The organism is Pseudomonas sp. Pseusp88 (assembly GCF_047303955.1).
Classification (GTDB): domain Bacteria; phylum Pseudomonadota; class Gammaproteobacteria; order Pseudomonadales; family Pseudomonadaceae; genus Aquipseudomonas.
The window spans coordinates 39,039-53,445 of the sequence record NZ_JBGLYM010000025.1 but is presented as its reverse complement, the minus strand read 5'-3'; the positions used below and the strand labels follow the sequence as shown (position 1 = coordinate 53,445).

At 56.7% G+C, this 14,407-nt stretch carries 26 protein-coding genes; 20 read left to right on the top strand and 6 right to left on the bottom strand.

Annotated features, from left to right (window positions below):
- The first annotated feature begins 41 nt into the window (after positions 1–41).
- Both ACCD02_RS24715 and ACCD02_RS24710 read left to right on the top strand, forming a co-directional pair.
- Positions 42–911, top strand: coding sequence for a DUF2971 domain-containing protein (locus ACCD02_RS24715; protein WP_413307872.1), 870 nt, complete (start codon positions 42–44; stop codon positions 909–911).
- Between the two features lie 18 nt (positions 912–929).
- Complete coding sequence (locus ACCD02_RS24710) at positions 930–1,640, top strand: trypsin-like peptidase domain-containing protein (protein WP_413307869.1); 711 nt, start codon at positions 930–932, stop codon at positions 1,638–1,640.
- Here ACCD02_RS24710 and ACCD02_RS24705 read toward each other — a convergent pair.
- The 5 genes from ACCD02_RS24705 to ACCD02_RS24685 all read right to left on the bottom strand — a co-directional run bounded on the left by ACCD02_RS24705 (position 1,637) and on the right by ACCD02_RS24685 (position 4,668).
- A complete protein-coding gene (locus ACCD02_RS24705) occupies positions 1,637–1,996 on the bottom strand; it encodes a hypothetical protein (protein WP_413307866.1) in 360 nt (119 codons plus the stop codon). The genes ACCD02_RS24710 and ACCD02_RS24705 overlap by 4 nt on opposite strands.
- A gap of 66 nt (positions 1,997–2,062) precedes the next feature.
- The gene (locus ACCD02_RS24700; RefSeq protein WP_413307864.1) at positions 2,063–2,374 is read right to left on the bottom strand and encodes a hypothetical protein; all 312 of its coding nucleotides are present in this window, start codon (positions 2,372–2,374) and stop codon (positions 2,063–2,065) included.
- A complete protein-coding gene (locus ACCD02_RS24695; RefSeq protein ID WP_413307861.1) occupies positions 2,371–2,646 on the bottom strand; it encodes a hypothetical protein in 276 nt (91 codons plus the stop codon). The genes ACCD02_RS24700 and ACCD02_RS24695 overlap by 4 nt, the downstream gene beginning before the upstream one ends.
- A gap of 977 nt (positions 2,647–3,623) precedes the next feature.
- Positions 3,624–4,403 (bottom strand): hypothetical protein, encoded by a 780-nt coding sequence (locus ACCD02_RS24690; RefSeq protein WP_413307859.1) that lies wholly within the window; start codon positions 4,401–4,403, stop codon positions 3,624–3,626.
- Positions 4,404–4,467: 64 nt separating this feature from the next.
- Positions 4,468–4,668, bottom strand: a complete 201-nt coding sequence (locus ACCD02_RS24685; protein ID WP_413307857.1) for a hypothetical protein — start codon at positions 4,666–4,668, stop codon at positions 4,468–4,470.
- A 398-nt stretch (positions 4,669–5,066) separates the two neighbouring features.
- On the opposite strand from ACCD02_RS24685, the gene ACCD02_RS24680 reads away from it, so the two are divergent.
- Positions 5,067–5,387, top strand: a complete 321-nt coding sequence (locus ACCD02_RS24680) for a DUF1654 domain-containing protein (RefSeq protein ID WP_413307854.1) — start codon at positions 5,067–5,069, stop codon at positions 5,385–5,387.
- Positions 5,388–5,427: 40 nt separating this feature from the next.
- On the opposite strand, the gene ACCD02_RS24675 is transcribed toward ACCD02_RS24680, so the two are convergent.
- Positions 5,428–6,285, bottom strand: a complete 858-nt coding sequence (locus ACCD02_RS24675; RefSeq protein WP_413307964.1) for a helix-turn-helix transcriptional regulator — start codon at positions 6,283–6,285, stop codon at positions 5,428–5,430.
- A gap of 111 nt (positions 6,286–6,396) precedes the next feature.
- Between ACCD02_RS24675 and ACCD02_RS24670 the strand changes: the two genes are divergently transcribed.
- From ACCD02_RS24670 to ACCD02_RS24590, 17 genes are all read left to right on the top strand, one after another.
- The gene (locus ACCD02_RS24670; protein WP_413307851.1) at positions 6,397–6,633 is read left to right on the top strand and encodes a hypothetical protein; all 237 of its coding nucleotides are present in this window, start codon (positions 6,397–6,399) and stop codon (positions 6,631–6,633) included.
- 81 nt (positions 6,634–6,714) lie between these two features.
- Complete coding sequence (locus ACCD02_RS24665) at positions 6,715–7,137, top strand: phage regulatory CII family protein (RefSeq protein ID WP_413307848.1); 423 nt, start codon at positions 6,715–6,717, stop codon at positions 7,135–7,137.
- Positions 7,138–7,281: 144 nt separating this feature from the next.
- Positions 7,282–7,950, top strand: coding sequence for a phage antirepressor KilAC domain-containing protein (locus tag ACCD02_RS24660; RefSeq protein ID WP_413307845.1), 669 nt, complete (start codon positions 7,282–7,284; stop codon positions 7,948–7,950).
- Entirely contained in the window at positions 7,947–8,738 is a 792-nt protein-coding gene (locus tag ACCD02_RS24655) for a helix-turn-helix domain-containing protein (protein ID WP_413307842.1), read from the top strand. Before ACCD02_RS24660 ends, ACCD02_RS24655 begins: the two co-directional genes overlap by 4 nt.
- On the top strand, positions 8,735–9,415 hold the full coding sequence (locus ACCD02_RS24650; RefSeq protein WP_413307839.1) for a replication protein P: 681 nt from the start codon (positions 8,735–8,737) through the stop codon (positions 9,413–9,415). The genes ACCD02_RS24655 and ACCD02_RS24650 overlap by 4 nt, the downstream gene beginning before the upstream one ends.
- Positions 9,412–9,603 carry a hypothetical protein gene (locus ACCD02_RS24645; RefSeq protein ID WP_413307837.1) on the top strand — a complete coding sequence of 64 codons (192 nt, stop codon included), beginning with the start codon at positions 9,412–9,414 and terminating at the stop codon, positions 9,601–9,603. The genes ACCD02_RS24650 and ACCD02_RS24645 overlap by 4 nt, the downstream gene beginning before the upstream one ends.
- Positions 9,604–9,611: 8 nt before the next feature.
- A complete protein-coding gene (locus tag ACCD02_RS24640; protein ID WP_413307961.1) occupies positions 9,612–9,821 on the top strand; it encodes a hypothetical protein in 210 nt (69 codons plus the stop codon).
- Entirely contained in the window at positions 9,812–10,114 is a 303-nt protein-coding gene (locus tag ACCD02_RS24635) for a nuclease domain-containing protein (RefSeq protein WP_413307834.1), read from the top strand. The genes ACCD02_RS24640 and ACCD02_RS24635 overlap by 10 nt, the downstream gene beginning before the upstream one ends.
- A complete protein-coding gene (locus ACCD02_RS24630; protein WP_413307831.1) occupies positions 10,111–10,473 on the top strand; it encodes an endodeoxyribonuclease RusA in 363 nt (120 codons plus the stop codon). Before ACCD02_RS24635 ends, ACCD02_RS24630 begins: the two co-directional genes overlap by 4 nt.
- Positions 10,470–11,759: a tyrosine-type recombinase/integrase gene (locus ACCD02_RS24625; RefSeq protein WP_413307828.1), complete on the top strand. Its 1,290-nt coding sequence runs from the start codon at positions 10,470–10,472 to the stop codon at positions 11,757–11,759. The genes ACCD02_RS24630 and ACCD02_RS24625 overlap by 4 nt, the downstream gene beginning before the upstream one ends.
- On the top strand, positions 11,756–12,079 hold the full coding sequence (locus ACCD02_RS24620) for a hypothetical protein (RefSeq protein WP_413307826.1): 324 nt from the start codon (positions 11,756–11,758) through the stop codon (positions 12,077–12,079). Before ACCD02_RS24625 ends, ACCD02_RS24620 begins: the two co-directional genes overlap by 4 nt.
- A 2-nt stretch (positions 12,080–12,081) precedes the next feature.
- Positions 12,082–12,279: a hypothetical protein gene (locus tag ACCD02_RS24615; RefSeq protein ID WP_413307824.1), complete on the top strand. Its 198-nt coding sequence runs from the start codon at positions 12,082–12,084 to the stop codon at positions 12,277–12,279.
- Between the two features lies 1 nt (position 12,280).
- Positions 12,281–12,646 carry an antiterminator Q family protein gene (locus ACCD02_RS24610; RefSeq protein ID WP_413307821.1) on the top strand — a complete coding sequence of 122 codons (366 nt, stop codon included), beginning with the start codon at positions 12,281–12,283 and terminating at the stop codon, positions 12,644–12,646.
- 339 nt (positions 12,647–12,985) lie between these two features.
- The gene (locus ACCD02_RS24605) at positions 12,986–13,309 is read left to right on the top strand and encodes a phage holin, lambda family (protein ID WP_413307818.1); all 324 of its coding nucleotides are present in this window, start codon (positions 12,986–12,988) and stop codon (positions 13,307–13,309) included.
- Positions 13,306–13,695, top strand: a complete 390-nt coding sequence (locus tag ACCD02_RS24600) for a hypothetical protein (protein WP_413307816.1) — start codon at positions 13,306–13,308, stop codon at positions 13,693–13,695. The genes ACCD02_RS24605 and ACCD02_RS24600 overlap by 4 nt, the downstream gene beginning before the upstream one ends.
- Positions 13,610–13,843 (top strand): hypothetical protein, encoded by a 234-nt coding sequence (locus tag ACCD02_RS24595; protein WP_413307959.1) that lies wholly within the window; start codon positions 13,610–13,612, stop codon positions 13,841–13,843. Before ACCD02_RS24600 ends, ACCD02_RS24595 begins: the two co-directional genes overlap by 86 nt.
- A gap of 133 nt (positions 13,844–13,976) precedes the next feature.
- Complete coding sequence (locus ACCD02_RS24590; protein WP_413307813.1) at positions 13,977–14,363, top strand: HNH endonuclease; 387 nt, start codon at positions 13,977–13,979, stop codon at positions 14,361–14,363.
- Positions 14,364–14,407 lie beyond the last annotated feature (44 nt).

Genomic DNA, 14,407 nt, shown 5'->3' with positions numbered 1-14,407 from the left:
GTTGCAGACGAACGGCATAGCGTCGGCATGGGAGCATTAAATTGAGAGTAGAGATAACTAGAAGTCTAGATGAAGACGTGGTGCTCTGGCGCTATATGGCTTTGGATAAGTTTATTAATCTTTTTAGTGATGAGTGTTTATACTTTGCTAGTCTTGAAAGCTATTCTAAATCTGACCCTATGGAGGGTTTCCCACCTAAAGCGGTGTTGAAGATTATCTACGACGTTTATCGGCAAGACTTCTCAGATACTGCGAATTTCTTAGACTTTATGGAAGCGCAGCCGGGAGCTGACGTTGAACAAGTTAGGCTTGCGATAGCTAAAGCTAGGGCGATGATTGATGCGATGCCCAATGAATTTAAAATTAGGGCGGAGAAAATTTTCAAGGGCACAGTGGTGAGCTGCTGGTATGCCAGTAATCATGAATCTGAGGCTATGTGGAAACTTTATAGCGATTTAGGCAAGGGGATTGCGGTAAAAACCACTGTGGGTAGGTTGAAGAAAGCTTTGGAAGTCGGAGGCGAAAAGTCGGGAGACAGACTGATTTATATTGGAAAGGTGAAGTATATCGACTTTCAGCGCGATGAGTTTGAGCCTGGCGAATGCGTTGTAGATGGCCACGTTTCACCGCTTTTGAAGCGCAAATCTTTCGAGCATGAGAATGAGGTTAGAGCTTTTTTTGTTGGCGATATTGACGTTGAAAATGTCAATACGTTTCAGCCAGTCTCTCACCAAGTAAAAGTAGATATTAAAGAGCTAATTGAAGATATATATATTTCTCCATTTGCTAGCGGCTCGTTTTCAAACGCAGTTAGATCGATTGCCTCAAGATTTGGATTTGAAATTGAGTTGAAGAACTCTAGCCTCTTATCTGAGGCGAAAGGTGTGTGGGATTTTTTAGAGCGTGAATAGACATGTGGGGGTGCAGGTATGGTTTTAACAGAAGCGGAACAGAACCGTATTATTAAACTAATCCAGCAGGGGGTTCGCCATGTATTTTTTTCAAATGACCCCGATTTTTTGTGGGGCGCTGGAACATGTTTCGTTATAAAACATGTTGGTAGCTATTATTTGATGACTGCGGACCATGTAATTACTAATTTAAAGGCTGATTATTCAGATCTTCGCATATTTGAGCAAGGCAGCAAAGTTGCCCTTCCTTTCGTCGAAGGGTTTGCGCCGGTGAGGGGTGTGGTCCATGACGACGATGAAGATTTTGTAATTTTTAAAATTGACGATGGACTTTATTTTCAGAGATCAAAACAGCGAATCGTCGCTTGGGATTTTTCATTAGCTCGTCCGGCAAGTATCTTGCCAATGGGCACAAAAATATGTTTTGCCGGGTTTCCTAGCGCTAGTGAGACTTACGAAGATTATGAACGGTCGATAATAAGGCCTCTTCTTCATATGCGGATAGGAGAGCTTGCCTCTTCAGATCTGGGTGAGGGCTTTTATAGTATCGTCGATATTGAGTCTCCAATATCAGGAGACGGATTTAGCGGCGCTCCTGTTTTTTGGATGCATGAAGATGGTTTGAAGCTGGTTGGCATGATTATAAGGGGGAGTAGTTCAGGGCATATATTGCATTTTATTGATATTCATTTTATTCGCAACATGCTACTCACTTACGAGCGGCGTTAACCGCTAATTATCTGTCGTGCTGTCCCGACAATTTCGTCGCCTGAGTCTCGCCGTATTTCTTTCAAACTCGCCTCGTAGAACTGACTCGCCAGTTCTGTTGAGATGGTGAAGCCTGACCTGTCAGCCTTAAGAATGCGCGCTGCATCCTCGCGGCTGGCCCTGATAAGATGCAAAATCGCCGTCTGAAACACTTCCTGCTGCTGGCTGAAGCCGTGCTCTTTCATCAAGCGCTTTAGCCCAGCCTTCACTCCTTCCGGCACATCCACTTTCAGCGTTTCCACGCCCAGGGCTGCCTTCTGTTCCGCCTGGCGCTTGCGGTAATCGCTGGCGTGTTTCGCTGCTACTGTCTTCGCCATGGGTTGCCTCGTTGAATGGCCATTGTTGTCGGCGGCGCTGGCGCACCTGGGTGTTGATCCGGCGCATCAGGTGGCGGCCACGGTGATCTTGTTTTCTTTGAGGATCAGCGCGACCGTGCTGGCGTTGAGCTTCAGCTCTTTCGCAATGCCTTTCTTCGCGATGCCTTTGTCTGCCAGCTCACGCACTGCTGGGGCCATGCGATCCCGCTTTGCCCGGAGCTTGTCTGTGTGCGCGGTGGCGCCATAGAAAGGCGCCTCCTTGCTGGCGCTGGCGGGAACCTCGACGATTTCCTTGCCGCGATTGAGGAAGTCATCGATCTGCTGGGACAGGTTGGCAATGATCTGTTTGCGAGGATCTTCCTGGGGAACGCCGATCATTGGACGGTGCTCGCACGGTTGGCCTTTGCCTCGAGCTGCATTGCCCAGTCAAGTGCCGACTTGAAGCTGAAGCGAAAGCCGCGGCATTTGCCGGTCTCGACTTCGATGATGTGGAACGCCCCTTTGGCCTTGCTCTTCACCTGGTAGCGAATCGGGCGAGGTGCGAACGGCTCGCCGCGTCCGGTCATTCGGGCAACGTTCTGGCGGGCAGCGCGTGTTTTCTGTAGGAGCGAACCGAGGTCATCGATTCGTGCCTGAAATGATGGATGCATGGGTGATCCTCCTGATGGTTCGCGTTTATTCGTCAACACCCTGGCCGCCTGCTGTGAGCCGGTCAGGCGCAGGGGAGGGTGCTGACGGATAAGCGCGGGCAATAAAAAGCCCGGCGGACCGGGCTTTGTGCGTGACGAACTACCACCGTACGTCACGGTGTAGCGAGCGCTGCTTGATGCAGGGCTTGCGGGTTGTCGTTTACATGGCTGCGAATCCTCTGGGGTTGAAAGACACAATGCAGGTGGGCGGTTATAGGCCGCAGTTTCGTCCGCATTACCGAATCGTTGAAGCTGCATTGGAATGTCGGCCCACACCATTTTCTGCAATCGACGTCCGGGTATTCGCCACAATCTGATTGCTCTGGAGATGCTTTTTTCATGACCCGCCGACATTCCGATGCAGCCTCTTGGGAGGTGATCGGGCCGTCTTTCCGGCTGTCCGCCCAGTGGCTTGGCGGTGCGCCACCTCATCGCTCTTCATGGTGCATTGGCTCAGCAGGTACACACGTTGCTCGTGCCCGCTTACTGCGTCTCCACTACTCGCGTTTGTCGGTTCGTTTTGGCTTTCGCCGAATAGGTGATGCAGATGGCCGGGCGCTGCTCCGGCTATCCTCAAAGGCCGACAAAGCCTTTCTCTCTGCGGGCGATGGTGGACTCGCTATTCCGCCGATCCTTTTACCCAGTCCTATACTGGTAACCACCTCTCCGGTCGTTCAGGTGCGCTCGGAGCAACGTTGCGCTGCGTGTCTGCTTTCCACGCCGCATCCGCATCGGAGAGTGATCGAAACACCAGGGCGCTACCCCTGCTTGTTTCCCGCCGCGTTTCTGGTATTGGCTGGAGACCCAGCTCAGGAGATTTACGGGGCTTTGCGATCCTAGCGCTGCAGCCCGCTTGGGCACGCTTCGATCACTCTCCGATGCGGCCTGGCGAACCAGGGATCGGGCTTTGTCGGCTGTGCTGCCGTGGCGCTGGTTGTTCAGTCGTCGAAGCCGTATGAGAAATCGCTCTCTTCGCAATCGATAAGCAAAACGGCATCACCAAAGTAAAGCGAGGCAAGAATTCGCTCCCACTTGCTGCGCAAACTCATCTTGACCGAGACCTTTTTATCGTCGAGCTTGGCGCTGTATACCTTTCCGAACTCAACTTTAGGCCTCCACCGGTCGCCAGTTTCACGCTCACCGTCAACCATCACGTGCAGGCTGTGCTTTAGGCTGTAGTCGCCGCGACGTTCATTACTTAGGCTGTATCGGTTTCCACCTTCAGGCTGTGGATCAAAGAAGATTTTGTAGAACTTGCGGGAGTGGCTTTCCTCTTCAATGATGCGGATTTCAGGAGCGCTCCACCGCTCTTCCGCTGCCTCTTCCTTGTGCTCATCAATGAACGCTTCGAGCAAATCCTTCAGCGATATCTCGCCGGTTAGCAGGCCGTCACCAGTCAATACCTCGGTGATGGATGCATCAGCCTGCTTCATGATTGCTGACTCCATGCCAGCAGCCTCCCATCGCTCGCGCAAAGCATTTGCGATCAGGGCGTTGTAGCGCTGAAGCTCAAACATGTCCGTGACATTGGCTGGAAAGGCTTCTTTCACGGCTGTTTTGATTGATTCGCCGATGGTGCCGTAGGATCTGAAAGCATCTTCGACGACGCTTTTGAACATCTTGTCGATGCCCTCATCGATCAGCTCACGAGGGCGATCAGATAGGGCGTAAGTGCTGATGCGCTCGGCCAGCAGTTGCTGAAGGGTTTGCTCTGTCATTTGATGCTCCATGCTTGATCTGGTGATTTCCCGTCTGGCCCTCTATGAAGGCCAACCGGCGAAATCAGTGAAAGCGCCTTGCTGGTATCGCCATGAACTTGATTGCCAGGACGACTGCGGCACTGGCGCCGACTTCCCAGAATGGCGCGGTCACCCACCACCATGAGCACCAGATGAGCCCGCTCAACTTCAGGGCAACCAGCGCAACCCCGATCAATCCCGGGATCGCCAACACGCAAATCCCGCCTGCATCGCTCGAAGACATATCGATATCCCTCGGTTGGTTTCCCGTCTGGCCCTGTCGCCAAGGCCAGCCAGTGAAACCGGTGATTCCGTGTAAAAGAACTTGGTCCAGTCGATCCCTCGCGGGGCTGGGAGACCATTTCGCTGATCCCTTGCTATCTGGCGGCATCACCAGTCGTGTGACGGGCCGCTGGCCCTTCGCTGCGTTGCCGCTGCGATGGGCTTAATTTAGCCATGCGCTAAAATTACGTCAATAGCTCAGAGCTAAATAATTTAGCTTGGCGTGAAATCTTTCGAGGCACCTCTAAGGGTGTCAATACGACAGATATCTAAGGGAAGGGGGTCTTTACGCGGCGCTTAGCATCAAGCTAATATCCCAAAACACTGTACGTACATACAGCATTGATATGGAGAGTGTTCATGGCAGTTCAAGGACAAATTAAGGCGCCGCAGCCAACCCATATATCAGGCGTGGAGCGTCTGACTTTGAGGGTTTCCAGCATGATCAACCACCCAATCGCCCAAGATCGAAAGTGGGCAAAAATTCATCGGCTTGATTCGGATGGAGATCGTGAATGGGACGAGGTGATGGGTGTGCTTGCCGAGGTTGACGGGATAGAGATGGTGTTCAATGACGAGGACGATTCCGTGACCTTGAGCTGGGAAGCTCCGGATGATGACGACCCTAGGGTCGAGGATCGTGCAGAACTTGACGCCCTGGAAGAGCCTGCGCCTTTCTGACGGGCACAAAAAAGCCCGCTCAAATGGCGGGCTTTTTCAATTACGCCTTTCTGGCATTCCAGATCAGCAGTACCTTCGCGTGAATCGTCACGTCATCGACCCGGGCTGTCTGGTTTTCGTAATGCTGGTTGTCTGAGATCAGTCGGTAGTGATCTTCGTCCAGTCGCATCACGCGCTTGATGTACAGCTCGTTGTGCCAGGTCAGTACGTAGATGCCTTCCCCGATGAAGTCCTGAACGCCCTTGTCGACGATCACCAGATCTTTGTCGTTGATCGTCCCGGCCATGCTCTCGCCCCAGCCGTTGATCATCCCGAGCGATTTGTTGGACGTGTAGGTGACGCCCTTGTCCCGCAGGATGTCTTCCCGAACCACAAGATTGCGCACGACTTCCTGATAGTCGGGCGGAATCTGGCCGTGTCCCATCGCCGCGCGAATGTCGTATTGGGGAATCACGATCTCCTCGTTGGTAGGCCTGAGGCTGGATATGTTCGCCGGGACAACATCGGCGCGCCCGTCATCCGGCTCTTCCGCAGCAGCAACAATCCGTTCCCGCGCTTCCACCGTTAGACCTTTCACCTTGGCCAGCATCCGCTTCACTTGGTCTGCGGCGCTGGTTGATGAGGCTGGCGACTCCTGGATCGTGAGCGAATCGGCCGCTGTTGAAATTGGGTAGCGATCGCCATCGTCCGCTGACAGTGAATCGAACCAGCCTCGCGGCAGGTTCTCGACTGCTTCGATACGGCGGGCCACGTCATCACCCAGATTCTTCGCGGTCTTGTCGGAAAGGATTTGGCTCAGGTGGGCAGGCGCCATCCCCCAGCGATCAGCGCAAACGCCTTTCTTCTGGTTGCCTATCAGCGTGATCAGCTGCTGCTTACGAATTGCGTAGATATCCATCCGGGCAAGAATGCCAGTGTTTAGCTCAATGCTAAATGTGCCCACAGCTAAATATTCCTTGCTCTGATATTAGCCCTAAGCTAAATTTCCCCGACGTTTAGGAGAACCCCTATGAATGACCATCTGCGCGACTGGCTTGCCAACGCAACTACCAGCCGCCGTAAAGAAGTTGCCGATGCCGCAAAAACCACCGTTGGCCATCTCTGGCAACTCGCAGGTGGCCATCGGAAGGCTTCTGCAGACCTTGCTGAAAGGCTCCAAGACGCCTCCGGCGGCGAAATCAAGATTGCGGGCCTTCGTCCTGATCTGGTCGACCTTGCTCACAAGGTTTTGCTCGGCGCCGCCTGACTCCCTTGGCTTAACCCTGGCACCAACATTTTGCGATGCGTGGTGGCTTCGAGCCACTTAAACAAACTCGAGGTTTTACGGATGCTCGATTTTCTAAAGGCCTGCGACATCGTCGTCGATGAGGCGAATACCAAAGCTCTCGCGAAGCTCATGAACATGCCTCCGGTGAGCCTGCTTCAGCGTGCAAATGCGAACTACGACGGCACTTGGTTCAACGCGAAGCATCTCTACGCCTTGCTGCTGCACACGCAAGACATGCGTCCACTTGCTGCGCTTGCTGGCGAGTTCGGCTATGCGATCAAGAAAATTGAATTGCCCGCTGCAATAGGTGTGCACCAGGCCCTGAGCAAGGTTTCGTTCGAGATTTCGGAGTTGACCGTGGAGACGCACAGCGCCATGGACGACGGCCGAATAGACCAGATCGAGCGCGCCCGAATCCTCCGGGAGATTGACCACGCCGAGCAGGCGCTGGCTCAGCTAAAAGCGTCGGTAAAGGTCGCCTGAATTACAGGCACAAAAAAGCCGGTGGCTAGACCGGCTTCTTCAACAACACTTGTGAGGCCGATTATGCACGCGACAACCTCCCCACACAATAGCCCGCCTGACTCGCCAGCTTTTCAGGTATCTCCAAATCTGACGCGGCAGGTCATGTCGTCGCGCGAGATCGCGGAGCTGACCGGGAAGCAGCACAAGGACGTGATCCGTGATGTTCGGGTGATGCTGAAGGCGCTTCAGGATGATGGCGCAGATTTGCGCCATCACACCGACGTAAAGGACGGGCGGGGTTATACCGCTGAATTCCTTCTTTCTCGCGACCTGACCGAAACTCTGATCACCGGCTACAGCATTCCTTTGCGACACCGGGTTGTATGCCGCCTGCGTGAGCTTGAAGAGCATGCCGCCGCTCCATTCATTCCGACGACTCTGCCGGAGGCCCTGCGCCTGGCAGCCGATCAGGCAGAGCAGAACCAGCAGTTGCGGCATGTCATTCAGAAGCAGGCACCGAAGGTCGCAGCGATTCAGCGGCTGGCCGCTGCCGAGGGCGCTATCTGTATTACCGATGCCGCCAAGCACTTGGGCATTCCGCCTTTCAAACTTTTCGACTGGATGAAGGCGAACCGCTGGATTTACCGCCGTGGCGGCTCCACCCGCTGGATTGCCATGCAGCCGCGAATCCGCTCCGGCTACCTCAAACACAAAGTGACCGCACTCAAGCCCGACACCGAAACCGGTATCGAGCGCGCTGCGTTTCAAACCCTCGTAACCCCGAAAGGCCTTGCGTGCTTGGCTGAAAAGAACATTGGAGCTGCGCAGTGAGCGTTCAAGCAATGACCTGGGCTATGGATATCCCGACGTCCTCCCTGGATAACCCCGCCGCGCGGCACGTCTTGCTGTGCATGGCCAACTATGCCGGGCCTGAGGGCCGTGGCGCTTTTCCGTCTGCGGCGACTATCTCGAAACAGACAGGGCTGTCAGAGCGCACGGTCCGCCTGAAATTGGATGAACTGGAGAAGGCCGGGTGGATCGCCGAGGGCAATCAGGCAATCGCTGCCGCCTACATCGACCGCCGCGACCGCCGCCCCGTGGTGTATGACCTTCAGCTAAAGCGGGGTGCAAATGCCGCACCCCGTAAGGATCGGGGTGCAGATGACCGCACGGGGTGCAGCTCACAACCGAACGGGGTGCAGGAAAACGCAGAACGGGGTGCAGCAGCTGCACCCAATACACCATTGAACCATCAAGGAACCGAAGAGCAGCAGCGCGAGATTTCGGACTTGATTGGCCAGCAGGACCGTCAGACCGTAGAGGATCTGGACAACCGCCAGCGGTATGCGATGCACGCGGCTTGGTCGCCGGATAGTCGCTACCTGATCGCCCAAGCCCAGATTGCCGGTGTCAACCCATCCGAAATCCCGGACGCGGTAATCAAATCGTTCATGGGGTTCTTCGCCGCCAGGCCAAATACCGTGGACACATCGGCCGGATGGTGCCATCGGCTTGTCAACTGGTTCACCAAGGAGCGGGCCAAGACAGCGGGAGCCGGTTCCGAGCCTGACGAGATTGAAGACGACAGCACCGACTGGATGCAGCAGGTGCCGAAATGAGGGCCGTGTCGAGCATTGCCCAGTCGGCGGTATCCGTTGTTCGGTCTGGTCTTTTGGCCCATGAGGCAAGCGAGCTGGCCCAGCAGGATCAATCCGAGGTGGTCGGCAAGATCATCAACGACCTGTTCCGGGAGCTGCGCACCATTCGCACAGCCTGGCGGCAGGCCTGGCCCGACAAAGCGGCCTATCAGGCTGCCAAGGCGGTTTGGGTTCGCGCTCTTTTCGAGGGCGGCGTCTGCACGCAAGAGCAGATCGATATGGGCCTGGCCCGCTGCCGCGCCGAGGAGACCGATTTCATCCCGAGCCCCGGCAAGTTCATCGGCATGTGCATGCCGACGCCTGAAATGGTTGGCCTGCCCGGCGTCGAAGCAGCTTACGAGCAGGCTATGCGCAACTGCCACCCAGCGATGCGCGGCCGGGAGAAATGGTTTCACCCTGCCGTGTACCACGCGACTGCCGCCGCCGGCTTTCACAGCCTCCCACTGCTCAGCCGTGAGCTGGGCTTGGCCAGCTTCGGGAAGCGTTATCAGGCTCAGGCCTGCCGCGTATGGCGTGGCGAAGACCTTGGCCCCATCCCATTCGCCGAGATTGCAACGCCGTCATCGAAGAGCGCGCCAGAAGTCGGCAACAACGCATTGAAAGAATTGCGCGCCAGGCGCGCCGGAGGTTCCAAGTGAGCAAAGACAATCTGACATTGCTAACCGGTATGCCTGACAAGCAGCGCGCTCAGCTGGAAGAGCTCAAGCGCAGTATTCCTGTGCTCATGGAGTTCTTTGAGGTGGATGCACAGATCAAGCGCGGGAAATACCTGGCATTCATAGGCAAAGGCTTCAACGAGGCCCAGGCGCTGGAGTTGTGCAAGTGAGCACTCCTGTGGCTGATCGACGCTTGGCTATGCCCGAAATCGATATCTACCGCTTTGCGGTGTTCTGCTGTTCCTTCAAGGTCGATCTGGGTTCGACACCTGACCATGCCCTGGCGTTGTTCGTAGATGCCGCCATGGCTAAGCGGTATGGGGCTTGGATGTGGCCGAACACCTTCGAGGTTGTCGATGTGATCACGGGGAAATCGGTATGCGCGTGACCTCGAAGAAACTGCGCGCCTCGGCCAACGGGCAGGAATGCACCGTTCGCATTCCAGGTACCTGCAATCGCAACCCGGAAACAACCGTGCTTGCACATTTGCCTTGCGGGCAGAAGGGCATGGGCATGAAGGGCTTCGACACCGTCGCGGTATACGCCTGCAGCGCCTGTCACGACGCCATCGATGGGCGAGCCGCGGGCGAGATCGACTGGCAGGACATGCCTCGCGCAATCGCAGAAACCCATGAGGCGCTGATCAGTGCCGGAATCCTCACCGTGAAGGGGGCTGCATGAGCGACCTCATGCTGCCGTGGCCGCCGAAGGTGCTGAGCCCCAATGCTCGAGCGCACTGGGCAACTAAAAGCCGAGCGGCGAAGGCATACCGCGCCGCCTGCTTTCTACTGTGCCGTCAGGCCGCTTTGGCGGTGCCCGCCGGCCGGGCGCTGCTCTCGCTTGAATTCATCCCACCTGACCGGCGCCGCCGGGACGATGACAACTGCGTCGCCGCGTTCAAGTCCGGACGAGACGGCGTGGCCGAGGCCCTGGGCATCGATGACAGCCGATTTGTGACCCAGTTGCAGATCAGTGCTGAAACCATCAAGGGCGGCGCCGTGCGGGTTCGCATCTCCGATTACATCGAGGGCAATGCATGAGCACCGCCGCAATCAAAATCACCGACGCCGAAATCAAGCGGCAGGCCGCTGGCACTGTCCGGGATCTGCGGGATTTGGAGAACCGGGGCCTGTACCTGCGTTTTTCAAAGGCTCGACCGCGCGCATCGTGGTATCTGGTGACCAGGGGCAAATGGAACCACATCGGCAACTATCCCGACCTCGGCGTGAAGCAAGTTGTCGCCGCCTTGCCTGATATTCGCCTTCGCCTTGAAGCCGGTGTCAGCACGAACCTGTCGAAATGGGTGACCGTTGAGGAACTGCTGACCTGGTACGGCGAGCGCATGTCGAGGGACCGCAGCCTGTCGGCCAAGCGCAAGGACACAGCGGCATCAGCGATCAAGTGCCACTTACTACCCCGTCTTGGCGGCGCGCCACTGGCCGCCGTCGACAAGGCGTTGCTGGACCGCGAACTTATGTGGCCATTGCAGGAAGCACTGTCGATTGACTATGTGAGGCTGGTGTTCCAGTTGCTGGCCCTGGCCTTCCGGCAAGCTTTCAAGCTCGGACTGATATCCCGTAACCCGTTGGCAAGCATCAAATTCAGCGACTTCTCCAAAGCCAAGGTGACGGTCAAGCCCTCGAGACTTCGTAGCGTGCATTTGGAGGGCTTGTTCGAGATGCTGCTGGGCGAACTTGTCCTGTTTCCACGGGACGCAATGCTAGCTCTCATGATGCTTTGCCATGGTAGCCGCATAGGCGAGACCCGACAGGCGCGGTGGGACCACATCAGCCTGTCGGAGCGGGTGTGGTTCATTCCGGCCGCGCATACGAAAACGCGCGTCGAGCATTACCTACCGCTGACCGACGAGATGCGGCACTTGCTCATGCGGTACAGGACTGTGCAGCAGCACCGCCATTACACCGGCCCATTCCTGTTCCCAGGTCGCCATGGCAAGCCTTTGAGTGAAGGCCAGGCCAGTGCCGTGTTCACCCGATTGGGCTGCACAGAGTGGACCAGCCACGATTTGCGCAAGGTCGCCCGCACGGGCTGGGCAGATATCGGGATTGATCACCTGATCGGCGAACTGCTCATCAACCACGCCATGGGCCACAACGTGAAGGTGTACATCCAGTCCGATGTGATGGCGCGCAAGCGTGAGGCGTTGGAGCGGTGGCATCAACACCTTGACGGCAAGGGTCTTGGCGTCATTCTCGAATTGACCGGCTTTAGATCGGGAGATTCTGAGAAAGCCCCGGAAGCCGCACAGAATAAGGGCTGCGACCCTATCCAAGAATCAACCATAGGCGAGGTTTCAAAAGCATGAAAAAGAGCCATGGCCCGAGCTTCAAAGTCTCACCGACGCCGTTGAAGTGGTGCGCGATCTGCAAGGGCAAAGCCGTCGTGAAGGGTGTTTTCCATGAGCTGCCATGCACTGAATGCCATGCGTCCGGATGGGTTTCGGCTGAGGCAGGGGAGGCGTTGCCGGTCGAGGATTTGGTTACCCAGCTTGGGCTCATGCTGAACATCTATCAGCAGCGCATCATTGCCTTTGGTAACCGGGTGAATCAGCAGTCGAGTGCTCAGCAGCAATACGAACAGAACAACCGGCGAGGCGCCGGTGCAACGAACTTCACAGGGGATTGAGCATGCAAATAAAGGTGACTGATCAGGAAGCGCGCCTGGTGGGTTTGTTGGCCCAGGTTTGGAACGAATTTCTACAGCTGCCCGTCGAGCACGGTTCTGATCAGCTGGAATTCTGCGCAGCGGTTCATGCCTGCCAGGACAAGGTTCTAGCGCGTGCTGGACGGCGAGCAATAAACAGTAATACCGGTGAGGGGGATTGAGATGCGGAACGTCAGCAGCTGCTACCTGCTCACCCATTGGGGAATTTGGACCCGAATCCAAGCGGGGATTGGCGGTTACGTCTGCCCCACCTATGCACTTATGCGCGACAACGTGGTCACCGACCAGTTGCCCACGCCAGCCATCAACGACGTCGAGGCGATGTGGGTTGACCGCATGCTTTCCGTGCTGCGGGAGCGAGACCGCGACTGCTTTGATGCTGTATGGCATTACTACCGGTTCGACGGTCTCACCTATCGAAAGCTGGGCATGCTGCTGGGCTGCACGCATATGAAGGCAGCCGAACTGGTGAAGTCGGGAGAATCCTGGCTCGACGGCCGCATGTCCGCCGTTCTCGAGGCAGCATGATTGATATGTAAAACATATCGTTGACAGTGGATTACAGCAGTTGTACGATTTATTCCATGCTGCGAAAGCTGTAACAGCAAAGCACGCACCAGACTTTAGAACCCGGCCCTTGCGCCGGGTTTTTGCGTTTTGAGCCGCAGGCAGAGCGGGCCGTGAGGCAGGTCTGCACACGGTATCGCCGGTCGTCACGTGTACGAGCAGAACACCGGCAGCCACAGCGCCCGTCATCACTCACCGGGCGGCTATGGCGGGCAGCGTGGGAAGACACGCACAACCATTCCAGGCCTCAGCATTCGCTGTGGCCTTTTACTTTCTGCTCCCCGAAAGGGAGGACACCGGATGCCTACCATGCCTGAAAAGCCAGATACGTGGGCCGCGCTCTGGGTCGCTCTTTCGAATCCACTTTGGCAGGGCGCAATCATGGCGATCCTTATCTCGGCCCTTCGTGTTCTCTACGACGCAAAGGAGACCAGTACACGCCGGATTGTTTTCGAAGCGCTGATCTGTGGTGGCCTGAGCCTATCTGCCAGCAGCGTTATCGAATGGATGGCCTGGCCCTCGAGCCTGTCAGTCGCCGCCGGCGGCACCATTGGTTTCCTTGGCGTCACGGCGATACGCGAGCTGGTCACCCGCTTCCTAGGCCGCAAGGCGGACACGCTATGAAGGCGTTCGCCGTTGCGTTGATCGTCGCGCTGGTCGCGCTGCTTCTGGTCGGGATTCAGCAGTACCGCGTCATTGCCCTACAGGGGCAGATTACCATTGCTACCGACGCCACGCAGGCCGCCGTTGCCGCCAACAAGGAAAGTCAGGCCACGATCACTGACTTGCGGGCAGAGGCCAAGCGCAACGCCGACTATCAGGCCGACTTGGCCAAGCGGCTCAAGGACAGCGAGCAGAAAGCCCTGAAGGCGAGGAAAGACTTTGAACAACTCAAGCGAACGAGCAAACCTGTACGCGATTGGGCTGCTCAGCCTTTGCCTGACGGCCTGCGCGGCAAGCCCGCAGCCACTGGTGGTAAAGACAACGGCGGTAAGGCTCGAACCCCCTGAGCTGGTGCCGTGCGAACGCGTCACAGCCAGCGATGAAGACCTGGCACTGAACGGTGATTTATGGACGTTGAAAGACAGGGCGGTGAACCTGCTCGACACCTGCGCAGACCAGGTAGACGCCCAGATCCTGCGCAGCCAGAGCAAGTAAAGAAGTCCTGGTACGTCGCAGTGCCAGGGTTTTCGCCTTTTCCGATGATCATGCCGGAAGACCACGACCAAGCTGGAGCCCTGGCCTACGCCCGGTCCATCTGGCCAAACGCAACAGTAGGGTGAACCGCCGAATGCCGCAGCGCCCACAGAAGCCCTGCCGCCACGCAGGCTGCAACACGCTGCACCGCAACGCCGCCTACTGCGATGCTCACGCGCATCTGGCCAAGGTCAAGAACCATGGCCATGCCCCTCGCCTGGCAGGCCGAGCGTTGCAGAAACGCCGCTTGAACGTCTGGACCAGAAGCCCGACCTGCGCCATGTGCGGCAGGCTGACGGACTATCCTGGCGGCTTCGAGCTGGACCACACCGTGCCGCTGTTCAAGGGCGGCAAGGACACCGAGGACAATTGCCAGGTTCTCTGCAAGGGCGCCGGTGGTTGTCACCACCGCAAGACAGCTGAGGACCTGGGTTTCGAGTACCGCTCGCCCGCCGGGCTGGATGGCTACCCGGTCAAATGATCTATTTCGCACCATTTCGGTGCCTGCATCTAATTGGTGCGTGA

Bases quoted from the DNA above. Each gene is read 5' to 3' on its own strand.
- ACCD02_RS24710 (WP_413307869.1), top strand. From the start codon at position 930: ATGGTTTTAACAGAAGCGGAACAGAACCGTATTATTAAACTAATCCAG.
- ACCD02_RS24705 (WP_413307866.1), bottom strand. From the start codon at position 1,996: ATGGCGAAGACAGTAGCAGCGAAACACGCCAGCGATTACCGCAAGCGC.
- ACCD02_RS24700 (WP_413307864.1), bottom strand. From the start codon at position 2,374: ATGATCGGCGTTCCCCAGGAAGATCCTCGCAAACAGATCATTGCCAAC.
- ACCD02_RS24695 (WP_413307861.1), bottom strand. From the start codon at position 2,646: ATGCATCCATCATTTCAGGCACGAATCGATGACCTCGGTTCGCTCCTA.
- ACCD02_RS24690 (WP_413307859.1), bottom strand. From the start codon at position 4,403: ATGACAGAGCAAACCCTTCAGCAACTGCTGGCCGAGCGCATCAGCACT.
- ACCD02_RS24685 (WP_413307857.1), bottom strand. From the start codon at position 4,668: ATGTCTTCGAGCGATGCAGGCGGGATTTGCGTGTTGGCGATCCCGGGA.
- ACCD02_RS24680 (WP_413307854.1), top strand. From the start codon at position 5,067: ATGGCAGTTCAAGGACAAATTAAGGCGCCGCAGCCAACCCATATATCA.
- ACCD02_RS24675 (WP_413307964.1), bottom strand. From the start codon at position 6,285: ATGGATATCTACGCAATTCGTAAGCAGCAGCTGATCACGCTGATAGGC.
- ACCD02_RS24670 (WP_413307851.1), top strand. From the start codon at position 6,397: ATGAATGACCATCTGCGCGACTGGCTTGCCAACGCAACTACCAGCCGC.
- ACCD02_RS24665 (WP_413307848.1), top strand. From the start codon at position 6,715: ATGCTCGATTTTCTAAAGGCCTGCGACATCGTCGTCGATGAGGCGAAT.
- ACCD02_RS24660 (WP_413307845.1), top strand. From the start codon at position 7,282: ATGTCGTCGCGCGAGATCGCGGAGCTGACCGGGAAGCAGCACAAGGAC.
- ACCD02_RS24650 (WP_413307839.1), top strand. From the start codon at position 8,735: ATGAGGGCCGTGTCGAGCATTGCCCAGTCGGCGGTATCCGTTGTTCGG.
- ACCD02_RS24635 (WP_413307834.1), top strand. From the start codon at position 9,812: ATGCGCGTGACCTCGAAGAAACTGCGCGCCTCGGCCAACGGGCAGGAA.
- ACCD02_RS24630 (WP_413307831.1), top strand. From the start codon at position 10,111: ATGAGCGACCTCATGCTGCCGTGGCCGCCGAAGGTGCTGAGCCCCAAT.
- ACCD02_RS24625 (WP_413307828.1), top strand. From the start codon at position 10,470: ATGAGCACCGCCGCAATCAAAATCACCGACGCCGAAATCAAGCGGCAG.
- ACCD02_RS24620 (WP_413307826.1), top strand. From the start codon at position 11,756: ATGAAAAAGAGCCATGGCCCGAGCTTCAAAGTCTCACCGACGCCGTTG.
- ACCD02_RS24615 (WP_413307824.1), top strand. From the start codon at position 12,082: ATGCAAATAAAGGTGACTGATCAGGAAGCGCGCCTGGTGGGTTTGTTG.
- ACCD02_RS24610 (WP_413307821.1), top strand. From the start codon at position 12,281: ATGCGGAACGTCAGCAGCTGCTACCTGCTCACCCATTGGGGAATTTGG.
- ACCD02_RS24605 (WP_413307818.1), top strand. From the start codon at position 12,986: ATGCCTACCATGCCTGAAAAGCCAGATACGTGGGCCGCGCTCTGGGTC.
- ACCD02_RS24600 (WP_413307816.1), top strand. From the start codon at position 13,306: ATGAAGGCGTTCGCCGTTGCGTTGATCGTCGCGCTGGTCGCGCTGCTT.
- ACCD02_RS24590 (WP_413307813.1), top strand. From the start codon at position 13,977: ATGCCGCAGCGCCCACAGAAGCCCTGCCGCCACGCAGGCTGCAACACG.